The sequence below is a fragment of the Anaerotignum sp. MB30-C6 genome, assembly GCF_030908465.1.
Classification (GTDB): Bacteria; Bacillota; Clostridia; order Lachnospirales; family Anaerotignaceae; genus Chakrabartyella.
The window spans coordinates 1,774,121-1,799,671 of sequence record NZ_CP133078.1; the positions used below are offsets into that span (position 1 = coordinate 1,774,121).

The following is a 25,551-nucleotide window of genomic DNA, read 5'->3' on the forward strand; positions in this document are numbered from 1 at the left end:
CAATAACTAGTCTTAAGTACTTTTACTATGTAAACTTGCAAGTTCAATTACATTTTGCTCAGTCGCATCCTTGTAATGTAATTCCCCTGCGATTTCGCCTTCTCTCATAACGATAATACGGTCACTGTTGCCTAAAACTTCTGGCAGCTCAGAGGACACCATAATAATGCACCCTCCATTTGCCACAAAGGCATTCATCAGTGCATAAAATTCTGATTTTGCATTTACGTCGATTCCCCTTGTGGGTTCATCCAAAATCAAAATTTTTGAATCTGCCAGTAACCATTTAGCCAAGATTACTTTTTGCTGGTTTCCTCCAGAAAGGTTGGCAATTACCGTGCTAATTCCAGGAGTTCTAACCTTAAGCTTATTCACATAGTCTTCACTCACGTCTTTTTCCCATTTCAAGTTTAGAAAACCACATTTTTTACAATTTTTCGTAAGACTCGGCAAAACTACGTTGTTTTTTATCATAGCGTTTAACATTAAACCTGTACGACGTCTATCTTCTGTAACAAATCCAATATGTGCATTAATGGCATCAATGGGACTTTTGAAAGAAACTTCTTTACCAGAAACGTAAATTTTACCCTGGGTAAAGGGTCTCGCCCCAAAGATTGCCTCCATCACCTCTGTACGTCCCGCACCAACCAGCCCTGCAAAACCTACAATTTCTCCTGCATGTGCCACAAAATTAATATTCTTAAACTCACCTTTTTTGCCAGTGAGTCCTTCGACTCTCAGCAATTCCTCTTTGGCAACATGCTCTTGTCTGTTGTAATAATCTTTGATTTCACGCCCTACCATACTTGCCACCAGTTCTTTTTCAGTTACATCTGCAATTTGGAACGTGTCCACCTTATAACCATCACGTAAAACTGTGACTTTTTCTCCCATTAAAAACATTTCCTTCAGTCTATGGGTAATGTAGATAATGGCTACATTTTGTTTCTTTAATATATCAATCTGTTCAAACAAAGCATTGATTTCGTGCTCTGATAACGAAGACGTTGGTTCGTCCATAATTACTACTTTTGATTTCTTCGTCATAACCTTAGCAATCTCCACCATCTGCTGCTGGGCTGCTGTTAGTTCCCTTGCGATTTGTGTGGCTTTAATATCTACCTTCATGAAGTCCAAGATATTCTGGGCTTCTTTATTCATTCGTTTTCTATCCAAAAGCATTTTAAAGTCCTGCCTTTGTTCTGCGCCCAAGAAGATATTTTCCGCTACTGTTAAATCGTTGGCGATACTCAGCTCTTGATGGATCACAGAAATTCCTGCATCCAATGCTTGACGTGGGTTTTGAAAACTCACCGTTTGGCCATTATAAATAATTTTTCCTTCGGTGGCATCATATACGCCAGAAATGATTTTAATTAAAGTAGATTTTCCTGCACCATTTTCTCCCAAAAGACAATGCATCTCCCCTGGGTAAAAATCCATGGAAACGTCTGTAAGTGCTTTGACACCTAGAAATCTTTTTGAAATATTTTTCACTTGCAAACACGGATTCATTGAATCTTCCTTCCCTACTAAAAAATTTGCTTATAATAAACTTTAAGATGAGTTGAAACAACTCATCTTAAAGCCATTACTTAAATTAATACTTCATATTATTCAGCTGCATTTTCTTTTGTAATGATGTAAGGAGCAATCATGATTTCTGCTTGAGCAACAGAACCGTTTTTCAAATAGTCCATCATGTTCTGAGAAATTTGCTTGCCGATTTCAACGGGGTTTTGAGAAATTTCAGATACCCAATACTTGCCATTTTCTGCATCTAAGATAGCTGCCTTTGCTTCAGGGTTACCATCAAAACCGATAATTTCTGTGCTAGCACCAGCAGCCTTAATTGCAGCCAATGCGCCTGTTGCAGCGGGATCACCAACAGCAAATACAACAGCGATATCATTGTTGTTTGCAGACAATGCATCAGACATCAACTGTTCTGCTTTTGCAGCATCGCCTTCGTAGTTACCGATATCAATCATGTTCAACTTTTTGTCAGAAGCTTTTACAACTTCTTCCCAACCTGCACGACGATCGATACAAGATTGAGGTTCGTCAAAGTTAATGATACCAACTGTTTGACCAGCTTCAGCAAGTCTGATTGTTTCTTGACCACCAAGTCTACCACCTTCAACGTTGTCTGTACCAACGAAGCATTTAACAACATCTGTTACTTCACTTGTACAGTCAAATGTAAATACGGGAATGCCTTCTTTGTCTGCAGCTTCCATAGCTGGTGTTGTACCACCGGGATCATTGCAAGAAAGTGCAATTGCATCTACGCCCTGTGCTACCAAGTTGTTGATGTGATCGGATGTAACGTTGCTGTCTAATTCGCCATCTAAAACAATGGCTCTGAAGCCTAATTCTTCAGATGCATTCAGGATGCCTTCTTCAATTAAATTGTAGAAAACATGTTCTCTGGAACCAACAATAAATCCTAAAGTCAACTTTTCTTCTGCAGCAGCATCTTGTCCGCCCTCGCCTTCAGCTTCAGCAGCTGGCTTAGAACCGCCACAAGCAGCCAAGCTAAGTACCATTGTTGCACTAAGTAATACACTTAAAAACTTCTTCATAAACCTCTCTCCTTTTTGTATGAATATTTATCCGAATTTTATGCACTATTACCAAACATGACTATGCACTACGGATACAAGGGAATGATAGCAATTTAAAAGGGAAAAGTCAATCGTTTTTCGTCATATTGAACAACTTTGTGTAATCCTACAATTTCCAGATTTCCTTTTAAGTAAATTAGCACAATAACCGCAGTTTTTTGAAATTTTTTTCATCGAACTCAAGTTATTTTTCAATTTCCTTTTGTGATTTATAAAAAAAACTTTTGATTTTGTTTCGATTTAGAAATTTTTTTCAGAAATAGTCTTGGATTTTTCTTTCTCTGTCTTCAACATTTTTCAAGATGGAATAAAAAAATTATTTAAATTTAGGATATTGACCTGTAAATTTTTATATATTATACTAAGAACTAAGCAATGCATATTATGTGAGTATTTATTCATAATTATTGCATATTATATATTATTTAGTGGAGGCATGTGTATGTATGATATTATAACTATTGGTGAAATTTTAGCTGAAATACTCGCAGAGAAAAAGAATCAAGATTTTTTCGAACCGGGTGGCACCCTTTTAGGCCCCTTCCCCAGTGGCGCTCCTGCCATCGCAATTGATCAGGCTGCGAAGATGGGGGCAAAAACAACCATCTTCGCAAAAATCGGTGCAGATGACTTTGGTTTACTAAATAAAAACAGGTTGAAATCTTCTGGTGTTGATATCTCAAACATCATAGAAACTACGGAGAATACAACGGGAAACGCCTTTGTAACATATTTAAGTGATGGAAGCAGGAAATTTATTTTCCATTTTAAACACGCTGCCTGCGGTGAGCTTTGCCCTGATGATATCAACGAGTCCATTATTAAAAACTCTAAAATACTCCATATCATGGGCTGCTCTGTTACAGGAAGTCCCTCCATGTGTGCAGCAATTATGAAAAGCATTAGGGTAGCCAAAAAATATAACGTAAAAATCAGTTTCGATCCTAATATTCGCCCCGAACTTTTGACAGGTGAGACTTATGAATCTTTTAATGAAATTTTAGAATCTTGTGATTACCTCTTGACTGGGAAAAGCGAACTTGTTAAATTATTTGGAGACTACGAAAAAAATCTATTGGAATTATTCAAAAAAAAGGATAGAGTTATTGTAGTGAAAGACGGATCCAGAGGTACAGCGGTATTTTCTAGAACGGAAGCATTTAAAGTTGATACCTACCCTGCCATCGAAGTAGACCCTACTGGTGCAGGCGATTGTTTTGACGGTACTTTTTTAGCCTTGCTTTGCGAAGGCAAAGATATGAAGCTGGCTACCAAGTACGGAAACGCTGCGGGAGCTTTGGCAGTATCAAAAAGAGGGCCTATGGAGGGCAACTCTAGAAGGGAAGAAATTGAAAGGTTGATTGCTGAAAACCCTTCTATCGAAGTGATAGATATAGAGAACCCATTTACAGCATTATTATAATAAAACTTAGGGGGAGAAAGAGTTGCATTTAGTGGAATCTGCATACGAAAATATCAAACTAAATATGGACAGTCTCTCTGCCACGGAAAAAAAAGCCGCCACTTTTCTTGTGGAAAATATCGAAAGAATCCACTCTCTGAATGTGGTGAAAATCGCAAAGGAAAGTCAAACCAGTGAAGCCACTGTGGTACGTATGAGCAAAAAACTGGGCTATAAAGGTTTTTATCAGCTCAAGGTTATGCTGATTCATAGCATAGACAAGGCACAGCAATTTCCAACGGATTCTCCACTTAGTAATTTAAACGACTTTTTTCAAGCAACAGCTCAAAATATGTTGCATATTGGCAATGTGGTGGATGAAGAAGTCTTCTGGAAGTGCGTAGACTTGATAGCAAATGCCAACACAGTTCATGTCATTGCCTCGGGAAATACCATTCCCTCGGTTCTGGAGTTTTGTTTCCGTTTGGGAAGAATCGGTGTGGCTACCACAAACTCTATTTCCGATGAATTAGAACTTGCTAACATTGATTTGGCCCGCTATGGTGATATTGTCATTGGCGTTTCCCACAGCGGTGGTTCTAAAAATGTGGTCAAAGCCTTTGAATTGGCACGAAAAAAAGGTGTTTCCACCTTGGCTGTTACGGATATTACCACTAGCCCCTTGAAAAAACATGCGGATTTTGCACTGGCTAGTACCATTGAATCCTCTTCCACTTCAGTGTTTGGTGCCGAATCCCATATTTATACCAGTATTATTCTAGACGCCCTTGTGTTTTTTGTAGCAAATAAAAAACGCACACCACAAGGTGTGAAAATGTTTTTAGCTGAAGCCCAGGTACGTTAATTGATCCAAGAAAAGGAGTCCCTATGGAAACGACAGATGAATCTTTAATTCAACTAACGACGCTCTACAACAAGTTCAAGTTTCATCGTACTGTTCTCATTCTATGTGAGCTGTATTTTGGCTATACCTATGTGGTAGACTTTCCAACAGGCTCCCTCATCTATCGAATCATCATGGGTGGGATACTCTTAGCCATGGCTATTCTTGCCTTAAAGGCCCATAGGAAAATGGGTATACTGCAGGGACGCATACAAAAAGAAAGACAACAAATTTCTTAATAAAAAAACAGGCTAAGCCCATGGTTTCATAACCAAAAAGCTTGGCCTTTTTTATCAAATCAAATTCAGGAGATAAGACTTATGATAACGAACTTTTTCATTACAGGTAAAAAAGGCATTGGGAAAAGTTTTTTAGCCAAAAGGGTTCTCCATTCTATTGAAAAAAATTATGTTGGGTACAAAACCCTTCCCTATTTTATCGATGAAAAACCCAAAGGCCACTATTTTCACAGCCTAGTTGAGTTAGATGATTTGGAAAACGACCTACCTTTTACAATAAGAGATAAAAAAGATAGTTGTATTTATATAAAAGAAGTTTTTGATATTATTGGCATACCTTGTTTGACAAAAAGTTTACTTTCATCAGAAAAAATAGTATTATTAGATGAAATAGGCGTTGCCGAATCTGAAAATATACGTTACATTAATTTAGTCGAGACTTTGCTCAATAGCGAAAAAATCGTTGTTGGCACTTTAAAAAAAGTCAACGCAAGCTTGATTCAAAAAGTCAGAGAGCGTAATGACATATTGTTAATTGATTTAGATGACGCAAACCAAGAAGAAGCTTTTCAAGAACTGGTAGAAAAAATCGGAGGTATATTACATGAGAAATAAAAGAATTCTAAGCCTTTTCATTGTGTTCACATTAGTACTTACACTCTTTAGTGGCTGTACAAATAAAGAGGAACAGAATACGGACGCCACGGCAAGTACCACGGAAATCACCGTTACGGATCAAATAGGTCGTACGGTCACCCTTGATAAACCTGCAGAAAACATTGTTTCATCCTATTATATTTCAACAGCACTATTGGTTGCCCTTGGCTTGGAAGACAATCTTATTGGCATTGAAGCAAAGGCTGATACCCGTGAGCTTTACCGTTTGGCTGCGCCGAATCTTTTAGAATTACCTGCAGTAGGCAGTGGCAAAGGAATTAATATTGAAGAGATTGCCTCACTAGAGCCAGATGTGGTAATCATACCACAAAAATTGCAAGACTCCGTTTCATCCCTTGAGGAATTAGGCATACCCGTTCTCGTAGTAGACCCAGAAACTTTAGATAATTTTAAAGCTTGTGTCACTCTTTTAAGTACGGTAACCGGTACAATTGAAAAAGGAGATGCTTTATTAAGCTATTACGACGAAAAAATGGATGGCGTCAAAGAAAAAACAGCAAAATTAAGCACCCGTCCATCTGTATATTTATCTGGAGGAAGTGAATATTTATCAACTTGTACATCAAAGATGTACCAAAATGATTTGATTTCTCTATCAGGCGGTACAAATGTATCTGCTGAATTAACAAACGGATATTGGCAAAAAATTTCAGCAGAACAGTTAAATGTTTGGGCTCCTGAATATATTTTTGCGGTAAGCTATGGGGAATATGAACTGGATGATATCAAAAATGACCCCGCCTTAGCTGAAATCCCAGCAATCAAGGATGGGAATGTTTTTTCTTTCCCCTCTAATATTGAACCTTGGGATTATCCAACACCCTCTTCCGTTTTGGGTGTATTATATTTAACCCATGTGTTGCATCCTGAAATTTATTCAGAGGAAGAATATTTAAAAGAAGCAACAGACTTTTATCAGGAGTTTTTCGATATTGCCGTAACAAAAACAGACTTAGGGTTGTAATTGAACTAGTAACTTACGAAGGAGGAAAATTATGAAAAAAACAATATTTTTGAGTATATTGCTTTTTTTCACTTTCCTCCTTTCTTGTTGTATTGGAAGATATTATTTATCTATAGTTGATATCGTTCATATTATTACTGACAGTGGCAATAGTTCGGCAATGGATATCAATATATTTTTTAAAATCCGTCTGCCACGGGCAATTTTGGTAACTATAAGTGGCTCTGCCTTAGCCTTAAGTGGGTTTGTTTATCAAAGCCTTTTTAAAAATCCTTTGGTCTCCCCTGATGTTTTGGGCGTATCTGGCGGGGCTTCTGTGGGTGCTATTGTTGCAATCCTTTTTTTCTCAGGAAGCAGTGTTATGATACAAGTATCTTCATTTTTTTGTAGTATGTTTGTTGTATTTTGTAGTATGCTGTTAGCAAAGTATATGGGTGGAAAACCCATGTATACAATGGTTCTTGCGGGAATCATTATGAGCTCCCTTGCAAATGCCATCATTATGTCGTTAAAATATCTGGCGGACCCTGTGAAGCACTTGGCTTCCATTGAATACTGGCTTATGGGTAGTTTTAACGCCACAACGTGGAAAGATGTTTTAATAGTCTTTACAATTTCCTTTATTGCCACTACAATTTTGTTTTTCATAAAACGACGACTTTGGATATTGGCACTGGGAGATCATGAGGCACAAGCCTTAGGTGTTCATATTAGAATGATAACCACCCTAGCAATCCTTTGTGCCACGGTTTTAGTCAGCGCCGTTGTAAGCATTTCAGGAATTGTTTCCTGGATTGGCCTAATCGTCCCTCACATTGTTCGTGTTTTTACTGGGGAAAATTACTTGGAAAACTTTACACAAAGCATCCTTGTAGGCGGAATCTTGCTTTTGATTGCAGATACACTGGCAAGAACATTGTCTGCATCGGAAATTCCCATAAGTATTTTAACCTCCTTTATGGGAGCAATTTTTTTGGTTATCTTTTTATTTTTAAGAAACAGGAGCAGAGTATGAAAATAGCAGTTGAAAATTTAACCTTAAAACTGAATAACCGCCCTATTCTTAAAAATATAAGCCTGCAGTTAAATCCAAACAAGTTAATTATGCTTTTGGGTGAAAACGGAGCTGGCAAAACCCAATTTATAAAAACCATTATGGGGTTTCATCATTCCGATCGGGGAAGTATTTACTATGACAATAAAAATATTAAAAATATAAGCCTGAAAGAGCGGGCGAAATTGATTTCTTATGTTTCTCAAGGAACTATACCAGGTTTGCGTTATCGTGTTTTTGAACTAATCTCCATGGGTCATACCCCCCATTTAGGTTACTTTGAAAAGCCTTCTAAAGAAATGAAAGCCAAGGAAGAACACATAATGAAAGAATTCGGTGTTTGGGATTTCAGAAATGCCTTTCTTGATGAAATAAGTGGTGGGGAATGTCGACTTGTGTATTTATGCAAAGCATTGGTTCAAGATACCCCTTGGCTTATTTTAGATGAGCCTACTGCTTTTTTGGATTATAAAAAACAACATGATTTTTTAAAAAGACTTAAAACCCTTGCAAAAGACCAAGGGAAAGGAGTCTTCATGAGTATTCATAATCCCTCCATAGCCTCTCAATATGGTGAGATTTTAATTTTATTGAAAAACGGTGAGATTGTGGATATTATTGATAAGGGTAAAGACGGATATGAAAAATTATCTCTGGCGTTGAGTAATCTTTATGAGCACGATATGGTTTTTGAAGATACCTCAATGGGGAAACTATTGATTTGGAAGGAGTAAGTAATGATTTCTATTGAAGAATATAAAATTGTTGAGAGTCTTGAAGAAGCTTATAAACTAAATCAGTCTAGAAGTAACCAAATCATTGGTGGTATGTGCTGGGTAAAAATGCAAAATAAAAGTGTACATACTGCCATAGATATGAGTAATCTGGGCCTTGATACCATTGAAGAATTTGACGACTGTTTTAAAATAGGCGCTATGACAACATTAAGAGCATTGGAAACAAATGAACGAATTATGGAATTCTTTGGAAATGGTATTTCTGAAAGCCTTTGCCACATTGTGGGAGTGCAATTTCGTAATTGTGCCACAGTGGGGGCAAGTGTATTTATGCGATTCCCCTTTTCCGATGTTGTAACTGCTCTTTTGGCACTGGATGCACAGGTTCAATTGCACCAAAAAGGTATCGTCTCATTAGAAGATTTTGCGAAAATGCCCTTTGATCGGGATATCTTGACTCATATTATTTTGAAAAAACAGAATATAAAGATGAAATATCTTTCACTACGTAACTCCTATACTGATTTTCCAGTTTTAGCTGTTGCAGTGTCCCAAACAGAAAACGGAGTACAAGCCTGTGTTGGTGCAAGACCCCAGCGAGCTGAATTGGTGAAAGACCAAGGAAATATACTTGCAAATGGCATTACAAAGGAAACTGCAAAAGAGTTTGCCGAATTTGCAGCAAATGCATTATCTTTTGGAACGAATCCAAGGGGAAGTGCTGAATATAGGAAGCATTTATGCAAAGTTTTGGTTTGCAGAGGTCTTTTGGCTTTGAATGGAGATGACGAAAATGAGAATTAAAATGAATTTAAACGGTAAACCTTTAGAATCAGATGCTTCTGCTGATATGGTTCTTTTGGATTTTTTGAGAGAACATGAATGTTATAGTGTAAAAAGAGGTTGCGAAACTTCAAATTGCGGACTTTGTACCGTTTTGGTAGACGATAAGCCTATACTCTCCTGTTCCTACCCCCTTGCAAGGGCAAACGGAAAATCTGTAACAACACTGGAGGGTTTACAGGATGAGGCAAAAGAGTTCGGTGGGTTTATGGCGGATGAAGGTGCGGAACAGTGTGGTTTTTGCTCCCCTGGTTTTATCATGAATGTTTTAGCTATGGTTAATGAATTTGAAAACCCTACCGACTCCGAAATTCTAAACTTTTTAAGTGGAAACATGTGTCGTTGTACAGGTTATGAGGGACAGCTTCGTGCAATCAAAAAATATCTTGCTTTTAAGGGGGCTGAGAAGTAATGCGCATTGTAAATACTTCTGTAAGAAAAAAAGATGCTATGGCATTGGTCACGGGACAACCTGTTTATACCGATGACATTGCGCCAAAAAATTGCCTTATTGTAAAGGTTTTAAGAAGCCCCCATGCCCATGCCATCATTAAAGAAATCAAAACGTCTGATGCGAAAAATTTATATGGCGTGGAGTGTGTACTGACTTATAATGATGTGCCCCAAAAGCGCTTTACTATGGCTGGTCAAACCTATCCTGAGTTTAGCCCCTACGACCGCTATATTTTAGAAGACAGGGTAAGATTTGTTGGGGATGCCGTTGCCGTTGTCGCTGCAAAGGATGAAAAAACGGCGGAAAAGGCACTGAAATTAATTAAGGTTGAATATGAAGTTTTAAAACCCGTTTTAGATTTTAGAACAGCGAAAGATAACCAAACCATTGTTCATCCTGAAGAAGACTGGAAAGCCCTTGTTGAAGTTGGAGGTGACCGTAAACGAAACCTTTGTGCAAGCGGCGTTGAAACGAATGGTGACTTGGATTCTATAATGTCAAATTGTGATGTCATTGTGTCGGAAACTTATCATACAAAAGCCGTGCAACAATCCATGATGGAGACTTTCCGTACGTTTACCTATTACGACACATACGGTAGGCTAAATATTGTAAGTTCAACCCAAGTGCCTTTCCATGTTAGAAGAATACTTTCCAATGCGTTGGATATTCCGAAGAGTCAAATACGAGTTTTAAAGCCAAGAATTGGTGGTGGCTTTGGTGCAAAGCAAACGGTAGTTTCCGAAGTATACCCTGCTATTGTTACCATGCTTACAAAAAAACCAGCCAAAATTGTATATACCAGAGAAGAAAGCTTGATTGCCTCCTCCCCTCGTCATGAGATGGAAGTAAAGGTTCGTATCGGTGCCGATTGTTCTGGGAAAATAAAGGCCATCGAAATCAATACACTTTCCAACACGGGTGCTTTCGGTGAACATGGCCCAACAACCGTTGGCCTTAGCGGTCACAAAAGTATACCTCTTTATACAGCAAACTGTGAGGCTTTCCGTTTTTCCTATGATGTTGTTTACACCAATCATATGAGTGCCGGTGCATACCGTGGCTATGGTGCCACTCAAGGACAGTTTGCCCTTGAAAGTGCCGTGAATCAGCTGGCATCAAGGTTAAATATAGACCCTGTAAAAATAAGAGAAATGAACATGGTAAGACAGGGAATGATTATGCCTGCCTACTATAATGAACCAAACAATAGCTGTACCTTGGACAAGTGCTTAGAAACAGCCAAGAAAAATATTGGTTGGGATGAAAAATACCCTTGTCGTGATATGGGCAACGGAAAAGTACGAAGCGTGGGCATTGCCATGAGTATGCAAGGCTCAGGTATTTCAAATGTAGATAAAGGCTCTGTTACCATTAAGCTCAATGATGACGGTTTCTACTCTATGAATATTGGTGCAACGGATATGGGAACTGGTTGCGACACCGTCCTTGCACAAATGGTTGCAGAAACAATGGAATGTGACCTGGATAACGTTGTTGTGTATGGCGTTGACACAGACACCTCTCCTTATGACACAGGTTCTTACGCATCTTCCACAACATACATTACGGGCACTGCTGCCGTTCATGCTTCCAATGAATTAAAACAAAGGATATTGGATGTGGCGTCTACAAAGCTAAATGTTCCTGAAAGTGATTTAGTATTCGATGGCAAAGTAATAAGAAGTATTGATAACAAAAAAGAAATCACTCTAAAAGATATTGCAAATGAGGATATGTGTGGAAACAACGCTGTTTTGGAAGTAACCTCAAGCAATTTTTCCCCAGTTTCTCCCCCACCCTTTATGGTTGGTGCCGTTGAAATTGAGGTGGATAAAGAAACAGGTCATGTTGAAGTGATTAACTATGAAGCCGTTGTTGACTGCGGAACGACAATCAATCCAAACCTTGCTCGTGTTCAAACGGAGGGAGGCATTGTGCAAGGAATTGGTATGGCATTATTCGAGGACATCATTTATGATAATAAGGGGAATCTTTTTGGGACCTCCTTCATGCAGTACAAAATCCCCTCTCGTTTGGATATGGGAAAGGTTAATGTTTCCTTTGAAAGTAGTTACGAACCAACAGGTCCTTTTGGTGCAAAGTCCATCGGAGAGGTTGTGATCAATACACCAGCTCCTGCCATTGCCCACGCTGTATATAATGCAACAGGCGTATGGCACAGAGAATTGCCCATCACACCTGAAAAAGTTATACGAGGAATGATTGACCTTGAAAATTAGACCAATTTTATTAGCTTCAGGAAACAGCAAGCGTTTTGGGGAGAATAAACTTCTATACTCCTTAAATAATAAACCAATCATTTGTCATATCATGGACGAGCTTTTCAATTTGGTTGAAAAAAAAGTAGTGACCACGCCTTTTGTCGTTACACAGTATGAAGAGGTTTCTGCTTTAGCAAAAAAAAGAGACTTTCGTGTTCTTTGGAACAACTTCCCCCAAAACGGCATTTCAGAATCAATAAAAATTGGTGTTTTGGCTGATAATCACGCCGATGCATATATTTTTTTAACAGGGGATCAACCCTATTTAAAGGCTGAAGTGATAGAAGGATTTATACAGGGCTTTATAAACGCTGGAAAAGAATTGGCTTGCGTTGTAAGTGATGACAGCATGGGTAGTCCCACTATTTTCTCTAAAAAGTACCGTAATGAATTACTTTCTTTAAATGGAGATATAGGCGGAAAAATCATTATAAAAAAAAATAAAAGTGGTATCTTCTTTTATAATGTGGATTTTCATGCTATGAAAGATATTGATGAGAAAATAGACTTGGATAACACTTTCTGAAACGATAAGTTACTGAAATAGAGAAAAGGCTTTTCTATGATAAAAGGAAAATATCATAGGGGGCCTTTTTTATGTGGTTTATGTATAATTCCCTTGATTGTTCCATGGTGTTCTGCCTGATACACATATGCAAAATTGACACGGCTTTAAATAATTTTCGGGAGAACATCGATGATAAATTATATTAATTTTGGAAACACTAGGTTAAAATACAACGCAAGAAAGGAAAGGTCAACATGAGTCAGGCAGCAATCATAAGCGTAATACTGAAAAATCCTCAAGAATCGCAGTCCGCTTTTAATGCTATTGTTTCAGAATATCACAGTACCATTCAAGGCCGTATGGGTATCCCCTATAAAAAAGGAACGATTGCCCTCATTTCTCTCATAATCGTTGCCCAGATAGATACGATTAATGAATTTGTAGGAAAGGTTAGAAATATTGAAAATGTTGTGGTCAATGCCAATATCGCTGAGGATAATATAAACTAAATCTACGGAATGAATGGGGTAACAAAAAGTTACCCCATCTTCTTTATTACTTTAGATTTCTTTTCGTATAAATAAAGTACGTTAAAATCAAAATGGTGCTTAAAACAAGAATATAGACGGAAACGAGAACAATCCCCAAATAAATTCCCATTTTTGTAAATGCTAAAGCGAGCAAGAATATAAACAACATCCCGTAAACATTTTGCAATAGAGAAATCAACGAATGTACAGTTGATCTTCCCTGTTCTTCAATCGTTTGTTGAACATACTCCTCCTGAATAACCCCTGCAGAGGATAAAAGCATGTAGAAAAGCCCATATAAAGGAATGAACACAATACCGTTGCTTAGCCCAAATGCAAGGAGGCAGCCTCCTGAGAGAAAACACAACAAACTAACCATATTAAAATCACTTTTTACACCAATTTTTGAAAAGAGATTCTTAACGGAATATGCAACCTTTGCACCCAACGCCTCAAGAATATGGCGGATGCTAATCCAAACCCCAATCATGCCAATATTTAAACCATAATTTTTAGCAATGATGGGATCATATTCATCGAGGACACCAGAAGCCCCAACAACGAGTACAAGCATAAGAATCGTTGTTAATAGCTGCTTATTTCGAAGGCATAATAAAGAAGCATCAACCAACGTAGCTATGGGGCTGCCTTGATCTTCTAATTCGTCCTCCGCCTTCTCTTCCTTGAAAAAATTAACCTCTGGAAATTTCACTAGGAAAAGTATAGAAACCATAACAAAGAAAGCAGAAAGAACTAATACGCCTTGATATGACAGTAAAGCAGCTAGAAAACCACCTGTAAGGCTAGATAACGCCACTCCCACACCTGAGTAGAAGGTTCCCTTTCCATAGATTTCCCCAAACTGTTCTTCTTCCCTGTTTGCTTTGAGATTATCAAATAACAAAGCCTCCTCTGACCCAGAACAAAAGGATTCGCTAATACCCCATAAAATAAAGCCAATGGCAAACAAAGCAAAACCATCAGCAAAAAACCAAGTGATATAACCAATTGCCTTGCTTAGGCCTCCCAAAAGAAGCATGTTTTTTCTACTCCAATGATCAGCAATAATACCTGTGGGTACTTCAAACACAACAACTGCCAAAGACCATATGGCAAGTAAAAAAGAAATCTGTGTTAAAGATAATCCCTTTGCCTGAAACATGAGTACATAAACAGGATAAATAGGCATGGTATCTTTAAATAATTTGTAAGCATAGTAAAGTTTAACGTTCATTTTGATAGTCCGTCCTTTCAAATAGTTGATTTATGGTAGCTTCAACTTTGTAAAAGGTGGTGGACCTCGAGCGTACTATTATTGGCCTGTGTCAATCCATTTTTTCATACATTCTCCTCCTTCCTTTTTTTGTTAATTCCATAGAGATATTGAAAGTATACTATTTTTTAAACATGGAATCAATGAGTATTAATTACAATTTTATAACAATAGAACATCACACAAAAACGATCCGACACATACCTTAATGTTTACCACTAAGTGACACACTATCCTCTGCCTTTTAAAGTGCTTTACTAGAATAATTTAGGGATTATGATATAATTCAAATATGAATGCATGTTCTGAGAGCGCAACATACTTTTGAATTAATATATGTGAGGTGAATTTTATGAGATGTCCTATTTGTAGTAATGAAATGGAACAAGGGTTTTTACAAGGAAACCAAAGAGTCGCATGGGTGAAAAACAAACATAACATAACTCTTAAACCCAAAAGAGGTGAAGTGCTTCTAGAAAATAAAACCCTCGACTCCTTTCTTCTAACAGCATGGATATGTAAAGATTGCAAGAAAGTAGTGATTGACTATGCCGATAAGGATTATCAAGAAGGGTAAACAACGAAAAGGAGCACTCTCCAGAAAAAACTGAAATCGAGCCGCTACACAAGCAAGGTGTAGCGGCTTATCCTTTTATCATTTTAAATTTAAGAATTTATTAACTCTTTCCACTATTATTGTAATAATTTTTGTATATGGTAAAATTATTACATACCATTGGAAATCGGAGGAGTTGGCTTCATAAATATCTCCTTCTGCCTGCTTATCTGGAAAATGCCTTTAGACGGATATTTTCCTTAGTGGTTTACTTTATATGCTAGGCTGTGAGAAAGAAAGATTTTTTATGCTTACTGGGTTAGGGTATTTCTACTCTAAATCTAAGGCTTAAAACAGTTCCGAGATGACTTAATTCACTTCACTAAAAATTATGGACGAACCCCTAAAAAGAAATAAAGTATAAAAGGTTGTTCACATTTGAAAGGATAAAAATACACAATATGGACTTTAATGAAAAATTACAGCAACTTAGAAAACAACACGACTTAACCCAAGAACAGTTGGCAGAGCAGTTGTATGTGTCAAGAACAGCTATATCCAAGTGGGAAAGCGGGAAAGGTTATCCTAATATTGACTCGTTAAAAAATGTCTCCACTTATTTTTCCGTATCAATTGATGAGTTGCTGTTTAATAAGGAACACCCTATTCTAGTTGAAGAGACGAATGCGACTAGAAATGATATGTATAATTTGATATATGGGATATTAGATGTACTGGTAATTATTTTTATATTCCTCCCCCTTTATGGTAAGCCAGAAGGTACATATATTCGTGCCGTAAACCTCTTTGCTTTTACTGAGACTACAGAAGTTATGCTGACAATATATTGGGCCATTTATACCACGATAATTGGGCTTGGTATTGTGGGGTTGATCTTAGAGTACCAAAAAAGAGAGCATTGGCGGCAAAAAGTATTTTATTGTTCTGTTTTAATAGAAATACTTGCAGTCTGTTTTTTTGCTGCCGCAAGAGAACCTTATGTTACAGCCTTACTGTTTTTACTTCTGCTCATTAAAGGGCTAATGCTTATTAAAAGTATTAGAATGAAGCATAACACCCAATTAACCTTTAAATAAGACCTTTGATACGAAAAGTGTCAGGGTTTTTTCTAATGTGTCAGTAAGTTTCTTGCTTTTTTCCGTAGATTAGAGAATAATCAACTTGAAGACGAAGAAGGTAAGGTGTAAAATAAGAGGCTATGTGTTGCAAAATATATATAAAAATGAAAAAACCAAGGAAACTTTGGAAAGATAAAGATTAAAATCAGTAATTAATATACTGGAAATTTCCTTTTGTTTTCTAGTAAACATCGAACTATCCCCTACTGCCCATGAGGTTAAGACGATTTAATTAAATATTTTGCATTCACCTTTTGCTACATTTTGCGAAATGAATAAGGAGGAATTAAAGTAATGGTGTTAGATTTTATTGAAATGATTAAAGTTATTTTTTTAGGTATTGTGGAAGGTATTACAGAATGGCTACCCATAAGCAGTACAGGACATATGTTGTTGGTTGATGAATTTATCAAGTTAAATATGAGCCAAGAGTTCAAGGAAATCTTTTTTGTAGTCATTCAGCTAGGTGCAATTTTAGCTGTTGTTTTAGTATTTTGGAATAAGATGTTTCCATTTCAATTCAAAGATAAAACCAAATCCATGATTCGAAAAGATATTTTCTCTTTATGGTTTAAGGTTGCCTTTGCATGTGTTCCATCCGCAGTGATTGGGCTTTTATTTGATGATTTTTTAGAGGCTCATTTGCAAACTCCAATCATCATTGCGGCTATGCTGATTCTTTACGGGTTGCTATTTATTTTCATTGAAAACTGGAATAAAAGGCGTACCCCAACGACACAAACCATCGCAAATATCAGTTACAAAACCGCTTTCGCCATAGGGCTATTTCAAGTTTTGTCTCTCATTCCAGGTACATCTCGTTCGGGGGCTACCATTGTTGGCGCCTTGCTGATTGGAGTATCTAGAATTGCAGCAGCTGAGTTCACATTCTACCTGGCCGTACCAACTATGGTAGGTGCCAGTGCCCTTAAATTATTGAAATTTGGCTTTGCATTCTCTAGTGCGGAGCTGATTGCCCTTTTGCTTGGCATGGTCGTAGCATTTGTTGTGTCAATCCTTGTTATAAAGTTTTTAATGACCTATATCAAAAAGCATGACTTTAAAGTATTTGGTTGGTACCGCATCGTGCTTGGTGTAATCGTTTTGCTTTACTTTTCTATTATGATTTAAAATATGATAAAAAGACATTGCATTTCGGAATTGCAATGCTTTTTTTGAAACATATAAATTAATTATGGTATAATTTAAAAATTAAATAATAATAAAACAGGTGAAAAAATGATAACCAATGAATATGTAAATCGTGCCATAAGCTATATTTTAGATCATATTAACGAGAATATTTCTGTGGAGGAAGTTGCAAAGTACTGTAATTTCTCCAAATTTTACTTTTCAAGATTATTCAAGGTGACCACAGGTGAAAGTATCTATGAATTCATAAAAAGAATCAAAATGGAACAAAGCGCTTTTCGTCTCAAAGTAGAGAAGGAACGAAGTATCACAGATATTAGCAGAGATTATGGATACAGTTCATCTAACTACAGTTCAGCTTTTCGACAACATCACAATATGTCCCCAGTGGAGTTTCGGCGTAGTATAGAGCAGCATTATCTTTCAAATCCAATCTTTACAAATGCAGATATTAGGCTAGAATCCTTTGAGGAATGCAATGAAAAAATCTCTATTGAAACTTTGGAAGAGTATCATGTGATTTATGAACGATATATTGGAAATTATGGGGATTTGTCTAAAAATTGGGGTGCGTTTCAAGCTAAGTATAAAGAATATGTTACAGATGATGCACTGCTTATTGAACGCACCTTCGACGACCCCTCAATTACAGATATCAATGAATGTCTCTACGATATTTGTATAAAGGTTGATAAATCCTGCCCTTTAGAAAATACATATTCCCTAAGTGGGGGCAAATTCGCAATATACCATTTTAAAGGCCCTGTTCAAGCAATTTACGCTGCCTATCAGAGCATCTTTAATGTATGGCTTGCACAAAGTGGTTACTCCATTGATGATCGTTACAGCTTTGAAGTATATCGCAAAGTGGACTGCTCATCCATGTATATGGAAATAGATATTTGTATTCCCATTAAATAGGGCACAAAAACAGAAGTATATTATTTCCTTTTCGTATATCATTCATAGTGTTGTTACTATTAATATATATATGGAGGAAAAAATATGAATCTAGAAAGTCTTAAAAGTCACAGAGTAAAGATGATTTTTCAGTTTTCAATCCCATCCATCATTGCAATGGTGCTGACTTCCCTGATTACCGTTGTTGATGGGCTTTTCATTGGAAATTATGTAGGTGGGGATGGCATTGCCGCAGTAAATCTAGGACTACCCATCATTTATTTATATCTGGGTATCGGTCTTATGATTTCCGTTGGGGGTGTAGCCCTAGCCGGAATGGCCTTTGGTGCAGGAGATATTGACAAATGTAATCATGTTTTTAATCAAACCGTGTGTACAACAGTCGTGGCGTCTGCCCTACTTACATTTGTGATGTGGGTTTGCCTAGATCCTATGCTTCAACGATTAAACGCAAACCCTCAGGTGGCCACACACTTCAAGAATTATTACTCGGTTATGCTGTTTCAACTGCCAATCATGATTATAAATGCTTCCTTTGGGATGTTTATTAGAAGCGAAGGCGAACCAGCATATTTTATGAAGGTAAATATTTTAAATGTGCTACTGAATACTTTACTGGATTTTATTTTTGTAAAGTGGTTATACCAAGGTGTTACGGGGGTTGCTGTAGCATCTCTTATATCAGGGGTGGTTTCCTTATTGTGCATCCTTTATTATTTTATAAAGAAATCAAAAGTATATAAGCTTGGTAAGTTCCGCTACTCTTCAACCGTTTGGAAAAGTACAGTTTTCAACGGAAGTTCTGAATTTATTGGAGAGATGTCACTTTGCATTTCCATCTTTGCATATAATTTTGTGATTCTGAAGTACATTGGAGTACATGGTGTGACGGCATTTGCCATTGCAGGGTATATTTCTTATATTTTTAGCATGATTATCCTTGGTTTTGGACAAGGAGTCGTCCCCCTTCTCAGTTTTAGCTACGGTGCAAAAGAGTATAGCTTGGCGTCAAACATTAGAAAAACTACGAATATGATTGTCCTCATAGTAGGTGCTGCAGTTTTGCTTCTGGTTTTACTCAGTTCTGGTTGGTATAGCCAACTCTTTGTTCGGGATGAACAGATAAAACAGATGATTCGTTCAGGTTTGGTTATCTTTTCTGTTTCTTTTTTGTTTTCTGGAGTGAATACGATTACGTCGTTCTACTTTACTTCTATAGGAAAAGCCAAGGAATCTGCCATGATATCTTCCGCACGTGGATTGTTTTTCTTACTAATTTGTATATTCACCCTACCCTCAATTTTAGGGATGAATGGCGTATGGCTTGTAGCACCCGTAACAGAAGGCATAACCCTATTGATAACTTTCTTTTATATTTACAAAGAAAAAGTAAAAGAGAGGGAAGGTGGTTTTGCATTGTAAACCTTACATAGGAAAAAAAAGAGTGAAGCACTGCCCTTGGGCAGTGCTTTTTTATGGATTCATTTCAATTTATAATTAATCGAAAGGACTCTGGGTATTTTTTAAAATCATCCAACTCACAGAACTGTGTCCTTTATAATGCCGTTTACAAAGCTTGTTTTTATAAAAATTGCCCTGCTAACTCTCTCAGCAGGGCTTGATATTATAATGCAATACGATCCATATGTTCAAAATCAATCACCACATCCGCATGGTCAAATGTAATCTCAAATAAAATCAGGCTTGGCAATACGTCAGGAATACTCATGATATATTCTGGCATCTTCTTAAGAAATTTTTCTTTTACTTCTTCTACGGAAAGGCTGCTTTTCCGAACTATACCATTTTTGACACGAACGTGTTCTTCACCATTGGTGGTAATGGTGGTAAATGCAATGTTAGGATTTTTTTCAACCTCCCTAACCTTTTGATTATCTGCAAAACTTGTAAAATACAGAGTCTTTTTATCCGAGTCGTAATAAAAGTTAATGATGCGAACATTGGGCATTCCATCCACAGCCGTTGCAAGGGCCATTTCTGTTTGACTCTCCATCATGCGTTCAAATTCTTTTCTATAATCCATGTTATCTTGCTCCTTTCTTCTTCTTGGGTTTGGGCAATGAAAGCTGGCTGCAAGTATCCTGAATCAGGTTACAAAGAAACTCTCTGTCCTCCAGATCTTCCAGCAATATTCTGGGCTTTGCACCTTCATATGGAATCCCCATTTTTGCATCAGGCAAATGTGCTAACCCTGCTTCTGTGGGAGTAATATAGAGCCTATCATCACCAATGAGGGCAAAGCATTTTCCATCACAATAAATGGCATATCCCCCAAACATATACTTATAGGTAATTGTACCTGCAAGGCTCATTTGCTCACAAGCATATAAAACATAGTCTAATGATTTTGCCATATCACATCCTCCTAACTGGATACCGCAGTATCGTTTTCATTTTAGATACTTCAATTTTACGAGGGTCAGACAGATAAATTTCATGGTGTCGGCGAGTCTGGGAAAGGTCACTTAACAATTTTTCCTCCTCCATGAAAGCCTTCATCTCGGCCAGTGTTTCTGGCTCATCATCAAAGCTGCCATGGTGCATACACTGAACGCAAAGCCCCTCGGAAAACCACGCTAGCCTCGCAATTTTAACATCCAGATGAGGCTTTTTTGCCCTTACCATTTCACAAGCTTGGGCAAACACTTCTTCTGTTACAAACTCAGGCTGACGTATCATAGATGTCCAGTGGAATTTAGATTTACAACTGTAATCGAATTCATCCAAATCTCCCAGCCACCAAAGCCCTTCTAGGGGTGCTACCACATACTCAAAATAACAGGGTGGCGTATTGCCTTTTTTAGGCATCATCTTGATGGCATAGGACAATGCATACAACGTTTCAACGGCACGCTGATATTCACCATCTTCTTCATTGGGATTGCCTTGTCCATCAATCTGAATAAAACACATTTCCGGAACTTCAATAACTGATGGTTGAGTTTTGGGTTGATATAGATTTTTATACTTTTTCTTATAGTCTATTTTCTCCATGCTTTCCTCCAATCCAAATTAAGAATAGCATATTAAAATAGACAACAGTATGTCATATTATAAATACTGCTTTAAAGTTTCTTGCAAGGTATTTTTAATTTGCAGCCGAATATCCTGCGGCGCTATCACCTGACAGTGTTGACCGAAAGAAGCAAGATAATGATAAACCCACTCGCCTCGGGGCATGGTAAGCTCCACGAAAAATCCACCATCTGGAAGTTTTTCATATTCGGGAAACTCGTCATAAACTCGATAGGTCATTTCTTTAGATATCTTCAGCATAATGGTTACAAAGTCATCTTCAAAGATTTCTTTGCCATCAAATATTTTTTTAGGTGTTTGTCTATCAAAAAGTTCTGGCAACACCATTAATTCTTTGATTCTACGCAGCTTGAAGAAGCGAAAATTACTCCGAACTCTACAATAGGCATATAGATACCATCCCTGACCCTTAAAGCAAAGCTTCATGGGTTCCACGACACGCTGTAAACTACCCTCACCACTGTAATAAAGAAACTCTACTACTTGCTTACCAAGGATTGCAGCTTTCAAAGTGGTAAATACTTTAGCCTCTTCGTCTGCATTTGCCCATCCGGAAAAGTCCACCTCTACCCAATCGCTTTGGCTTCTTCCAAACAAGGAAGATAACTTTTGAACAGCAGTATTGGTTTGTTCCAAGCTTACAGCCTCCACAGCGTGGAGTGCAGAGAGGATGTCTGCTTTTTCTCTGTTCGTTAATAAGGTTTTATTCAAAACAAAGTCAGGAAGAAGGGAAATACCACCACCCCTGCCTTTCGTCATATAAATTGGAATTCCCGCTGAGGACAAAAGCTCCACATCACGATAAATTGTACGAGGGGAAACTTCAAAGTGATTTGCTAACGCTCCAGCGGTTATGGTTTCTTGATTTAACAATAAATAAATCATTTCAAATAGTCTATTGATCTGCAATACCACCACCTCCATCCCTTTATTATAAAACAATAATATGACATCCACAAGACATATTATCTCGCCCAATTGGACGGAAGAAGTCTCTTATTGGCGTTAATTCAATCATTTTAGGAATGTATAGATAAGGACCCTCTTTCAATACTGATAAGGAAAAGCCCCTGTTGCTTTTCATGAACCAACCAAAGTTAAACCCTGACTGTTCATTGCTACAGTTTAAATTTGTGTGTGCATATAAAATAGCAAAATAAAGCTTTTAGGAAATAAGCTTGAAGTACTTCAAAGGTACTCTTTAGTTTATTTCGAGGCAAAAAATATGACTAAGCTTAGTAGAAACTAAACTTAGTCTATTAGGAACTTTGGTTTTTGATGGGAATTTAAAAGTAAATATGTTTCTGTGGTAGATTATTTTCAACAAGACAAAACGTCTTTATTTAAAAATGAACACCAGAACAGAGAAATAAAATTTCTCTACGGATGAATATAACATTCATCATAAAAAAGGTAAAGCTATCCTTTCGCTTTTGAAATATCTTTAAACAACCTGCATGGAATTGATACACTTTCCTTCAGAATAAACGTGTGTGGCACAAGATACGCATGGATCAAAAGATCGTATGATTCTGCCAATCTCAACAGGACTTTGAGTATCACGGACAGGCGCTCCCATTAATGACTGCTCACCTGTGCCTTTCATATTTCCGGTTTGCGTTGATAAATTCCAAGCCGAGGGTGATATGATTTGATATAAGGCAATTTTGCTGTCCTCTACCAAAACCCAATGGCCAAGGGCACCCCTCGTTGTATCTACTAAACCTTTCCCACTACCTTTTTCTGGTACAGTATAATGTTCTTGTACAGAAACTCCAGGTATTAAATTTTCTAAAAGAGTTTTCATGATTCCTACAATTTTTCTAGCCTCCAAAACCCTTGCAATGGTACGATCCATAGCAGATATCCCATTTCTATAGTCCCCGCAAAGCCATTGCCTTGCCAGTGGCCCAACTTCATATGGAACATCATTATATCTGGGTGCCTTTATCCAAGAATATGCTCCTTGTTTTTGAATATCAGGTTCATCGGCCTCATCATACCAAGCAAACTCTCGTCCCTGTGAGATTTCGTCTGGATTGAAAGCTGAGATTTTATTATTGGAATACACAAGGGGGTCTACATACAACGTTCCTAATTCTTTGTAGTTATCAAAGCAACCATAGCTTAATAAATTGCCGTACCCTCCGCCAATAAAGTAATATTCGTAATAATACTTTCCGATTTCAAAAACATCAGGAAGCATCTTGTCGTCTAAAAATTTCCCGATTTTATCAAGGATTGAAGTGATTGCGATTATTTTATCTACCGTTGCCTGGGATGTAATCCCACCGATAAAAATGCCATGGTTATGGGGAGCTTTTCCTCCCAGTATGGCTAACATTTGATGTGCATCTCGACTAAATTCAAGAGAAGCGAAGTAATCCTCTACCATCCTATCATTGAGTTTTTTTGGCAGCCTATAGTCATTATGACCTGTCTGAAATAGGGGGTAGTTTGCTGGCAGCTTTACAAAGTCAGGTAGTGTATATTGATAAAAATGCCGCAGATGATTTTGGAGAAACTCACATGCATGAATAATATCTCTAAGGTATCGCCCCTGCTCCGAGGGAACAAAATCCATAGCATCTTCTAGGGCAAGGGTTGAAGCCAAGGCATGTGCCGTTGAACATATACCACATATTCGTTCGGTAAAATAAATGGCATCAAAAGGATTTCTACCCGTTAGCATTTTTTCAAACCCACGAAACATCATACCCTTTGTTTTTGCATCTACGATGATATTGTTTTCCACCTCTGCTTCTATTTCCATAAATCCGCTGATTCGGGTAACGGGGTTTATCGTTATTCTTTCTGCCATGCTTACACCCCTTTCGTAGGATTAAAGTTAACAAATGGCTCCATCGCATCGGGAAAGCCAAACTGTGCGCAGCCAATACATGGTGAGTCATCTTCAATTGGCCAATTCACATGGCCATTCCATTGTCGTATTGGGCAGTCAATGCGAGTTACGGGTCCTCGGCATCCAAGTTTAAACATACAGGTTTTTTCCCCAAGCTTCGTTGCAAAAATACCATTATCAAAATAGGATCTCCTTGGACATCTATCATGAATGGTTGTGCTATAAAACATCAATGGACGATTTCTGCTATCTAGGGGTGGTTCCCCATATAATATTATGTATGCTAGGGTTCCCATAAACCAATCAGGATGGCATGGACAACCTGGTAGTTGAATTACTTTTCTTTGCAAAACTTCGTGAACACCTACGCAAGAGGTGGGATTAGGCCTTGCTGCAGATATGCCGCCATGGGATGCACATGCACCCACGGCTATGACATATGCGGCCTGTTCCCCTAGTCTCTGGACTGCCTCCAGCCCAGTTACAGCTTCATGATTATGCCGTCCAATAATATTATAACGACCGTCTTCTTTTAAAGAAACGGCACCCTCCACTGCAAGAATGAAATTAGACCCGATTACGTCAAACAATTCATTCATGGCTTGGTTTCCCTCGGCGGCAAGCAAACTATTGCTATAGGTAATGTTCGCCATATCAGTAATGAGGTACTGGAAGTCTGGATTTTGACCATTTAGCAGCGAGATGATATTGCCCGCACATCCATTTAATTCAAGCCAGACAAGATTTGGTTTTACTAATTTTTCTGCTTTGATGTCGTTATTTACCCTTGCTACAAGGTTTGCCGTAGATTTTAATTTATTGTCTTGATATGGACATTTGAAATTTTTTGAACTCATATGGCTCACCAACTTTACATTAAGATAAGTATCCCACGATAGGTAGTTTGTTTAATGTCGATTCAAAACCTTTATGACAGGTGGCAAATTTACTAGTCAAATCTTGCCCCGCATTAAGGCGAAAATGAGTACCCCCAGCCCAGGAAGGGATATTTGTCACATCATAGACAACGCCATTAACAGCGACATAGGTAGGCCTGCCATCCTTACCGTCATAGTAAGCTAGTTCTTCCAAAGTAAAATACCTTGTTGTGTTAGAATCTGGCTGAACATGCTGTACAGAAACTCTAGGATAATGTGACGGCACTTCCTTGCTATTCTCTTGATTCAACTCAATAAAACAAGTAATATTCTTCTCTAACATCTTAACTTCTCTATCTAAATGTACCAAAACTTGCTGCTTATCAACTCGCTTATTGGAACTGAGTTTTTCTATATGTATATTTATTTGAGAAATACTTTTCAGTATAGAATCAAAAAACAAATGTAATTCCATTAAAAATCC

Annotated in this window: 27 protein-coding genes; 17 read left to right on the forward strand and 10 right to left on the reverse strand. The window is 37.7% G+C overall.

Annotated elements, in window-relative coordinates:
• Positions 1–12 precede the first annotated feature (12 nt).
• Together RBQ60_RS08835 and RBQ60_RS08840 are read right to left on the reverse strand one after the other, a co-directional pair.
• Positions 13–1,518 carry a sugar ABC transporter ATP-binding protein gene (locus RBQ60_RS08835; protein WP_307883327.1) on the reverse strand — a complete coding sequence of 502 codons (1,506 nt, stop codon included), beginning with the start codon at positions 1,516–1,518 and terminating at the stop codon, positions 13–15.
• A gap of 98 nt (positions 1,519–1,616) precedes the next feature.
• Positions 1,617–2,588 carry a substrate-binding domain-containing protein gene (locus RBQ60_RS08840; protein ID WP_307883328.1) on the reverse strand — a complete coding sequence of 324 codons (972 nt, stop codon included), beginning with the start codon at positions 2,586–2,588 and terminating at the stop codon, positions 1,617–1,619.
• Positions 2,589–3,072: 484 nt separating this feature from the next.
• Between RBQ60_RS08840 and RBQ60_RS08845 the strand changes: the two genes are divergently transcribed.
• The 12 genes from RBQ60_RS08845 (at position 3,073) to RBQ60_RS08900 (ending at position 13,207) form a co-directional block, all read left to right on the forward strand.
• Entirely contained in the window at positions 3,073–4,053 is a 981-nt protein-coding gene (locus RBQ60_RS08845) for a sugar kinase (protein WP_307883329.1), read from the forward strand.
• Between the two features lie 31 nt (positions 4,054–4,084).
• The gene (locus RBQ60_RS08850) at positions 4,085–4,897 is read left to right on the forward strand and encodes a MurR/RpiR family transcriptional regulator (RefSeq protein ID WP_307885996.1); all 813 of its coding nucleotides are present in this window, start codon (positions 4,085–4,087) and stop codon (positions 4,895–4,897) included.
• A 23-nt stretch (positions 4,898–4,920) separates the two neighbouring features.
• The gene (locus RBQ60_RS08855) at positions 4,921–5,175 is read left to right on the forward strand and encodes a hypothetical protein (RefSeq protein WP_307883330.1); all 255 of its coding nucleotides are present in this window, start codon (positions 4,921–4,923) and stop codon (positions 5,173–5,175) included.
• Between the two features lie 81 nt (positions 5,176–5,256).
• The gene (locus RBQ60_RS08860) at positions 5,257–5,790 is read left to right on the forward strand and encodes a nucleoside-triphosphatase (RefSeq protein WP_307883331.1); all 534 of its coding nucleotides are present in this window, start codon (positions 5,257–5,259) and stop codon (positions 5,788–5,790) included.
• Positions 5,780–6,817: an ABC transporter substrate-binding protein gene (locus RBQ60_RS08865; protein WP_307883332.1), complete on the forward strand. Its 1,038-nt coding sequence runs from the start codon at positions 5,780–5,782 to the stop codon at positions 6,815–6,817. The genes RBQ60_RS08860 and RBQ60_RS08865 overlap by 11 nt, the downstream gene beginning before the upstream one ends.
• A 31-nt stretch (positions 6,818–6,848) precedes the next feature.
• A complete protein-coding gene (locus tag RBQ60_RS08870; protein ID WP_307883333.1) occupies positions 6,849–7,832 on the forward strand; it encodes a FecCD family ABC transporter permease in 984 nt (327 codons plus the stop codon).
• Entirely contained in the window at positions 7,829–8,605 is a 777-nt protein-coding gene (locus RBQ60_RS08875; RefSeq protein WP_307883334.1) for an ABC transporter ATP-binding protein, read from the forward strand. Before RBQ60_RS08870 ends, RBQ60_RS08875 begins: the two co-directional genes overlap by 4 nt.
• 3 nt (positions 8,606–8,608) lie before the next feature.
• The gene (locus RBQ60_RS08880; protein WP_307883335.1) at positions 8,609–9,412 is read left to right on the forward strand and encodes an FAD binding domain-containing protein; all 804 of its coding nucleotides are present in this window, start codon (positions 8,609–8,611) and stop codon (positions 9,410–9,412) included.
• Positions 9,402–9,863: a (2Fe-2S)-binding protein gene (locus tag RBQ60_RS08885; RefSeq protein ID WP_307883336.1), complete on the forward strand. Its 462-nt coding sequence runs from the start codon at positions 9,402–9,404 to the stop codon at positions 9,861–9,863. Before RBQ60_RS08880 ends, RBQ60_RS08885 begins: the two co-directional genes overlap by 11 nt.
• The gene (locus RBQ60_RS08890; RefSeq protein ID WP_307883337.1) at positions 9,863–12,148 is read left to right on the forward strand and encodes a xanthine dehydrogenase family protein molybdopterin-binding subunit; all 2,286 of its coding nucleotides are present in this window, start codon (positions 9,863–9,865) and stop codon (positions 12,146–12,148) included. Before RBQ60_RS08885 ends, RBQ60_RS08890 begins: the two co-directional genes overlap by 1 nt.
• A complete protein-coding gene (locus RBQ60_RS08895; protein ID WP_307883338.1) occupies positions 12,138–12,716 on the forward strand; it encodes a nucleotidyltransferase family protein in 579 nt (192 codons plus the stop codon). Before RBQ60_RS08890 ends, RBQ60_RS08895 begins: the two co-directional genes overlap by 11 nt.
• Positions 12,717–12,952: 236 nt before the next feature.
• Positions 12,953–13,207 carry a TM1266 family iron-only hydrogenase system putative regulator gene (locus tag RBQ60_RS08900; protein WP_307883339.1) on the forward strand — a complete coding sequence of 85 codons (255 nt, stop codon included), beginning with the start codon at positions 12,953–12,955 and terminating at the stop codon, positions 13,205–13,207.
• 46 nt (positions 13,208–13,253) lie between these two features.
• On the opposite strand, the gene RBQ60_RS08905 is transcribed toward RBQ60_RS08900, so the two are convergent.
• On the reverse strand, positions 13,254–14,462 hold the full coding sequence (locus RBQ60_RS08905) for an MFS transporter (RefSeq protein WP_307883340.1): 1,209 nt from the start codon (positions 14,460–14,462) through the stop codon (positions 13,254–13,256).
• A gap of 391 nt (positions 14,463–14,853) precedes the next feature.
• Between RBQ60_RS08905 and RBQ60_RS08910 the strand changes: the two genes are divergently transcribed.
• From RBQ60_RS08910 to RBQ60_RS08930, 5 genes are all read left to right on the forward strand, one after another.
• Entirely contained in the window at positions 14,854–15,078 is a 225-nt protein-coding gene (locus tag RBQ60_RS08910) for a PF20097 family protein (RefSeq protein WP_307883341.1), read from the forward strand.
• Between the two features lie 440 nt (positions 15,079–15,518).
• Positions 15,519–16,154 carry a helix-turn-helix domain-containing protein gene (locus tag RBQ60_RS08915; RefSeq protein ID WP_307883342.1) on the forward strand — a complete coding sequence of 212 codons (636 nt, stop codon included), beginning with the start codon at positions 15,519–15,521 and terminating at the stop codon, positions 16,152–16,154.
• A 336-nt stretch (positions 16,155–16,490) separates the two neighbouring features.
• Complete coding sequence (locus tag RBQ60_RS08920; RefSeq protein ID WP_307883343.1) at positions 16,491–17,327, forward strand: undecaprenyl-diphosphate phosphatase; 837 nt, start codon at positions 16,491–16,493, stop codon at positions 17,325–17,327.
• Positions 17,328–17,435: 108 nt separating this feature from the next.
• Positions 17,436–18,269, forward strand: a complete 834-nt coding sequence (locus tag RBQ60_RS08925; RefSeq protein ID WP_307883344.1) for an AraC family transcriptional regulator — start codon at positions 17,436–17,438, stop codon at positions 18,267–18,269.
• An 84-nt stretch (positions 18,270–18,353) separates the two neighbouring features.
• Entirely contained in the window at positions 18,354–19,691 is a 1,338-nt protein-coding gene (locus tag RBQ60_RS08930) for an MATE family efflux transporter (RefSeq protein ID WP_307883345.1), read from the forward strand.
• A gap of 202 nt (positions 19,692–19,893) precedes the next feature.
• On the opposite strand, the gene RBQ60_RS08935 is transcribed toward RBQ60_RS08930, so the two are convergent.
• The 7 genes from RBQ60_RS08935 to RBQ60_RS08965 all read right to left on the reverse strand — a co-directional run bounded on the left by RBQ60_RS08935 (position 19,894) and on the right by RBQ60_RS08965 (position 25,542).
• Positions 19,894–20,313 carry a pyridoxamine 5'-phosphate oxidase family protein gene (locus RBQ60_RS08935; RefSeq protein WP_307883346.1) on the reverse strand — a complete coding sequence of 140 codons (420 nt, stop codon included), beginning with the start codon at positions 20,311–20,313 and terminating at the stop codon, positions 19,894–19,896.
• A gap of 1 nt (position 20,314) precedes the next feature.
• Positions 20,315–20,644: a TfoX/Sxy family protein gene (locus RBQ60_RS08940; RefSeq protein WP_307883347.1), complete on the reverse strand. Its 330-nt coding sequence runs from the start codon at positions 20,642–20,644 to the stop codon at positions 20,315–20,317.
• Position 20,645: 1 nt separating this feature from the next.
• Positions 20,646–21,284 (reverse strand): GyrI-like domain-containing protein, encoded by a 639-nt coding sequence (locus RBQ60_RS08945; protein ID WP_307883348.1) that lies wholly within the window; start codon positions 21,282–21,284, stop codon positions 20,646–20,648.
• A gap of 57 nt (positions 21,285–21,341) precedes the next feature.
• Entirely contained in the window at positions 21,342–22,235 is an 894-nt protein-coding gene (locus tag RBQ60_RS08950) for a helix-turn-helix transcriptional regulator (protein ID WP_307883349.1), read from the reverse strand.
• A gap of 535 nt (positions 22,236–22,770) precedes the next feature.
• Positions 22,771–24,147, reverse strand: a complete 1,377-nt coding sequence (locus tag RBQ60_RS08955) for a nickel-dependent hydrogenase large subunit (RefSeq protein WP_307883350.1) — start codon at positions 24,145–24,147, stop codon at positions 22,771–22,773.
• A gap of 2 nt (positions 24,148–24,149) precedes the next feature.
• On the reverse strand, positions 24,150–25,046 hold the full coding sequence (locus RBQ60_RS08960) for a hydrogenase small subunit (RefSeq protein ID WP_307883351.1): 897 nt from the start codon (positions 25,044–25,046) through the stop codon (positions 24,150–24,152).
• Between the two features lie 19 nt (positions 25,047–25,065).
• Positions 25,066–25,542, reverse strand: a complete 477-nt coding sequence (locus RBQ60_RS08965; protein ID WP_307883352.1) for a cytochrome b5 domain-containing protein — start codon at positions 25,540–25,542, stop codon at positions 25,066–25,068.
• Positions 25,543–25,551: the final 9 nt, after the last annotated feature.

Coding starts and splice junctions, on each gene's coding strand:
- RBQ60_RS08900 (WP_307883339.1), top strand. CDS start 12,953: ATGAGTCAGGCAGCAATCATAAGCGTAATACTGAAAAATCCTCAAGAA.
- RBQ60_RS08870 (WP_307883333.1), top strand. CDS start 6,849: ATGAAAAAAACAATATTTTTGAGTATATTGCTTTTTTTCACTTTCCTC.
- RBQ60_RS08860 (WP_307883331.1), top strand. CDS start 5,257: ATGATAACGAACTTTTTCATTACAGGTAAAAAAGGCATTGGGAAAAGT.
- RBQ60_RS08875 (WP_307883334.1), top strand. CDS start 7,829: ATGAAAATAGCAGTTGAAAATTTAACCTTAAAACTGAATAACCGCCCT.
- RBQ60_RS08855 (WP_307883330.1), top strand. CDS start 4,921: ATGGAAACGACAGATGAATCTTTAATTCAACTAACGACGCTCTACAAC.
- RBQ60_RS08955 (WP_307883350.1), bottom strand. CDS start 24,147: ATGGCAGAAAGAATAACGATAAACCCCGTTACCCGAATCAGCGGATTT.
- RBQ60_RS08940 (WP_307883347.1), bottom strand. CDS start 20,644: ATGGCAAAATCATTAGACTATGTTTTATATGCTTGTGAGCAAATGAGC.
- RBQ60_RS08960 (WP_307883351.1), bottom strand. CDS start 25,046: ATGAGTTCAAAAAATTTCAAATGTCCATATCAAGACAATAAATTAAAA.
- RBQ60_RS08885 (WP_307883336.1), top strand. CDS start 9,402: ATGAGAATTAAAATGAATTTAAACGGTAAACCTTTAGAATCAGATGCT.
- RBQ60_RS08925 (WP_307883344.1), top strand. CDS start 17,436: ATGATAACCAATGAATATGTAAATCGTGCCATAAGCTATATTTTAGAT.
- RBQ60_RS08965 (WP_307883352.1), bottom strand. CDS start 25,542: ATGGAATTACATTTGTTTTTTGATTCTATACTGAAAAGTATTTCTCAA.
- RBQ60_RS08915 (WP_307883342.1), top strand. CDS start 15,519: ATGGACTTTAATGAAAAATTACAGCAACTTAGAAAACAACACGACTTA.
- RBQ60_RS08840 (WP_307883328.1), bottom strand. CDS start 2,588: ATGAAGAAGTTTTTAAGTGTATTACTTAGTGCAACAATGGTACTTAGC.
- RBQ60_RS08930 (WP_307883345.1), top strand. CDS start 18,354: ATGAATCTAGAAAGTCTTAAAAGTCACAGAGTAAAGATGATTTTTCAG.
- RBQ60_RS08845 (WP_307883329.1), top strand. CDS start 3,073: ATGTATGATATTATAACTATTGGTGAAATTTTAGCTGAAATACTCGCA.
- RBQ60_RS08880 (WP_307883335.1), top strand. CDS start 8,609: ATGATTTCTATTGAAGAATATAAAATTGTTGAGAGTCTTGAAGAAGCT.
- RBQ60_RS08890 (WP_307883337.1), top strand. CDS start 9,863: ATGCGCATTGTAAATACTTCTGTAAGAAAAAAAGATGCTATGGCATTG.
- RBQ60_RS08905 (WP_307883340.1), bottom strand. CDS start 14,462: ATGAACGTTAAACTTTACTATGCTTACAAATTATTTAAAGATACCATG.
- RBQ60_RS08835 (WP_307883327.1), bottom strand. CDS start 1,518: ATGAATCCGTGTTTGCAAGTGAAAAATATTTCAAAAAGATTTCTAGGT.
- RBQ60_RS08910 (WP_307883341.1), top strand. CDS start 14,854: ATGAGATGTCCTATTTGTAGTAATGAAATGGAACAAGGGTTTTTACAA.
- RBQ60_RS08945 (WP_307883348.1), bottom strand. CDS start 21,284: ATGGAGAAAATAGACTATAAGAAAAAGTATAAAAATCTATATCAACCC.
- RBQ60_RS08865 (WP_307883332.1), top strand. CDS start 5,780: ATGAGAAATAAAAGAATTCTAAGCCTTTTCATTGTGTTCACATTAGTA.
- RBQ60_RS08920 (WP_307883343.1), top strand. CDS start 16,491: ATGGTGTTAGATTTTATTGAAATGATTAAAGTTATTTTTTTAGGTATT.
- RBQ60_RS08935 (WP_307883346.1), bottom strand. CDS start 20,313: ATGGATTATAGAAAAGAATTTGAACGCATGATGGAGAGTCAAACAGAA.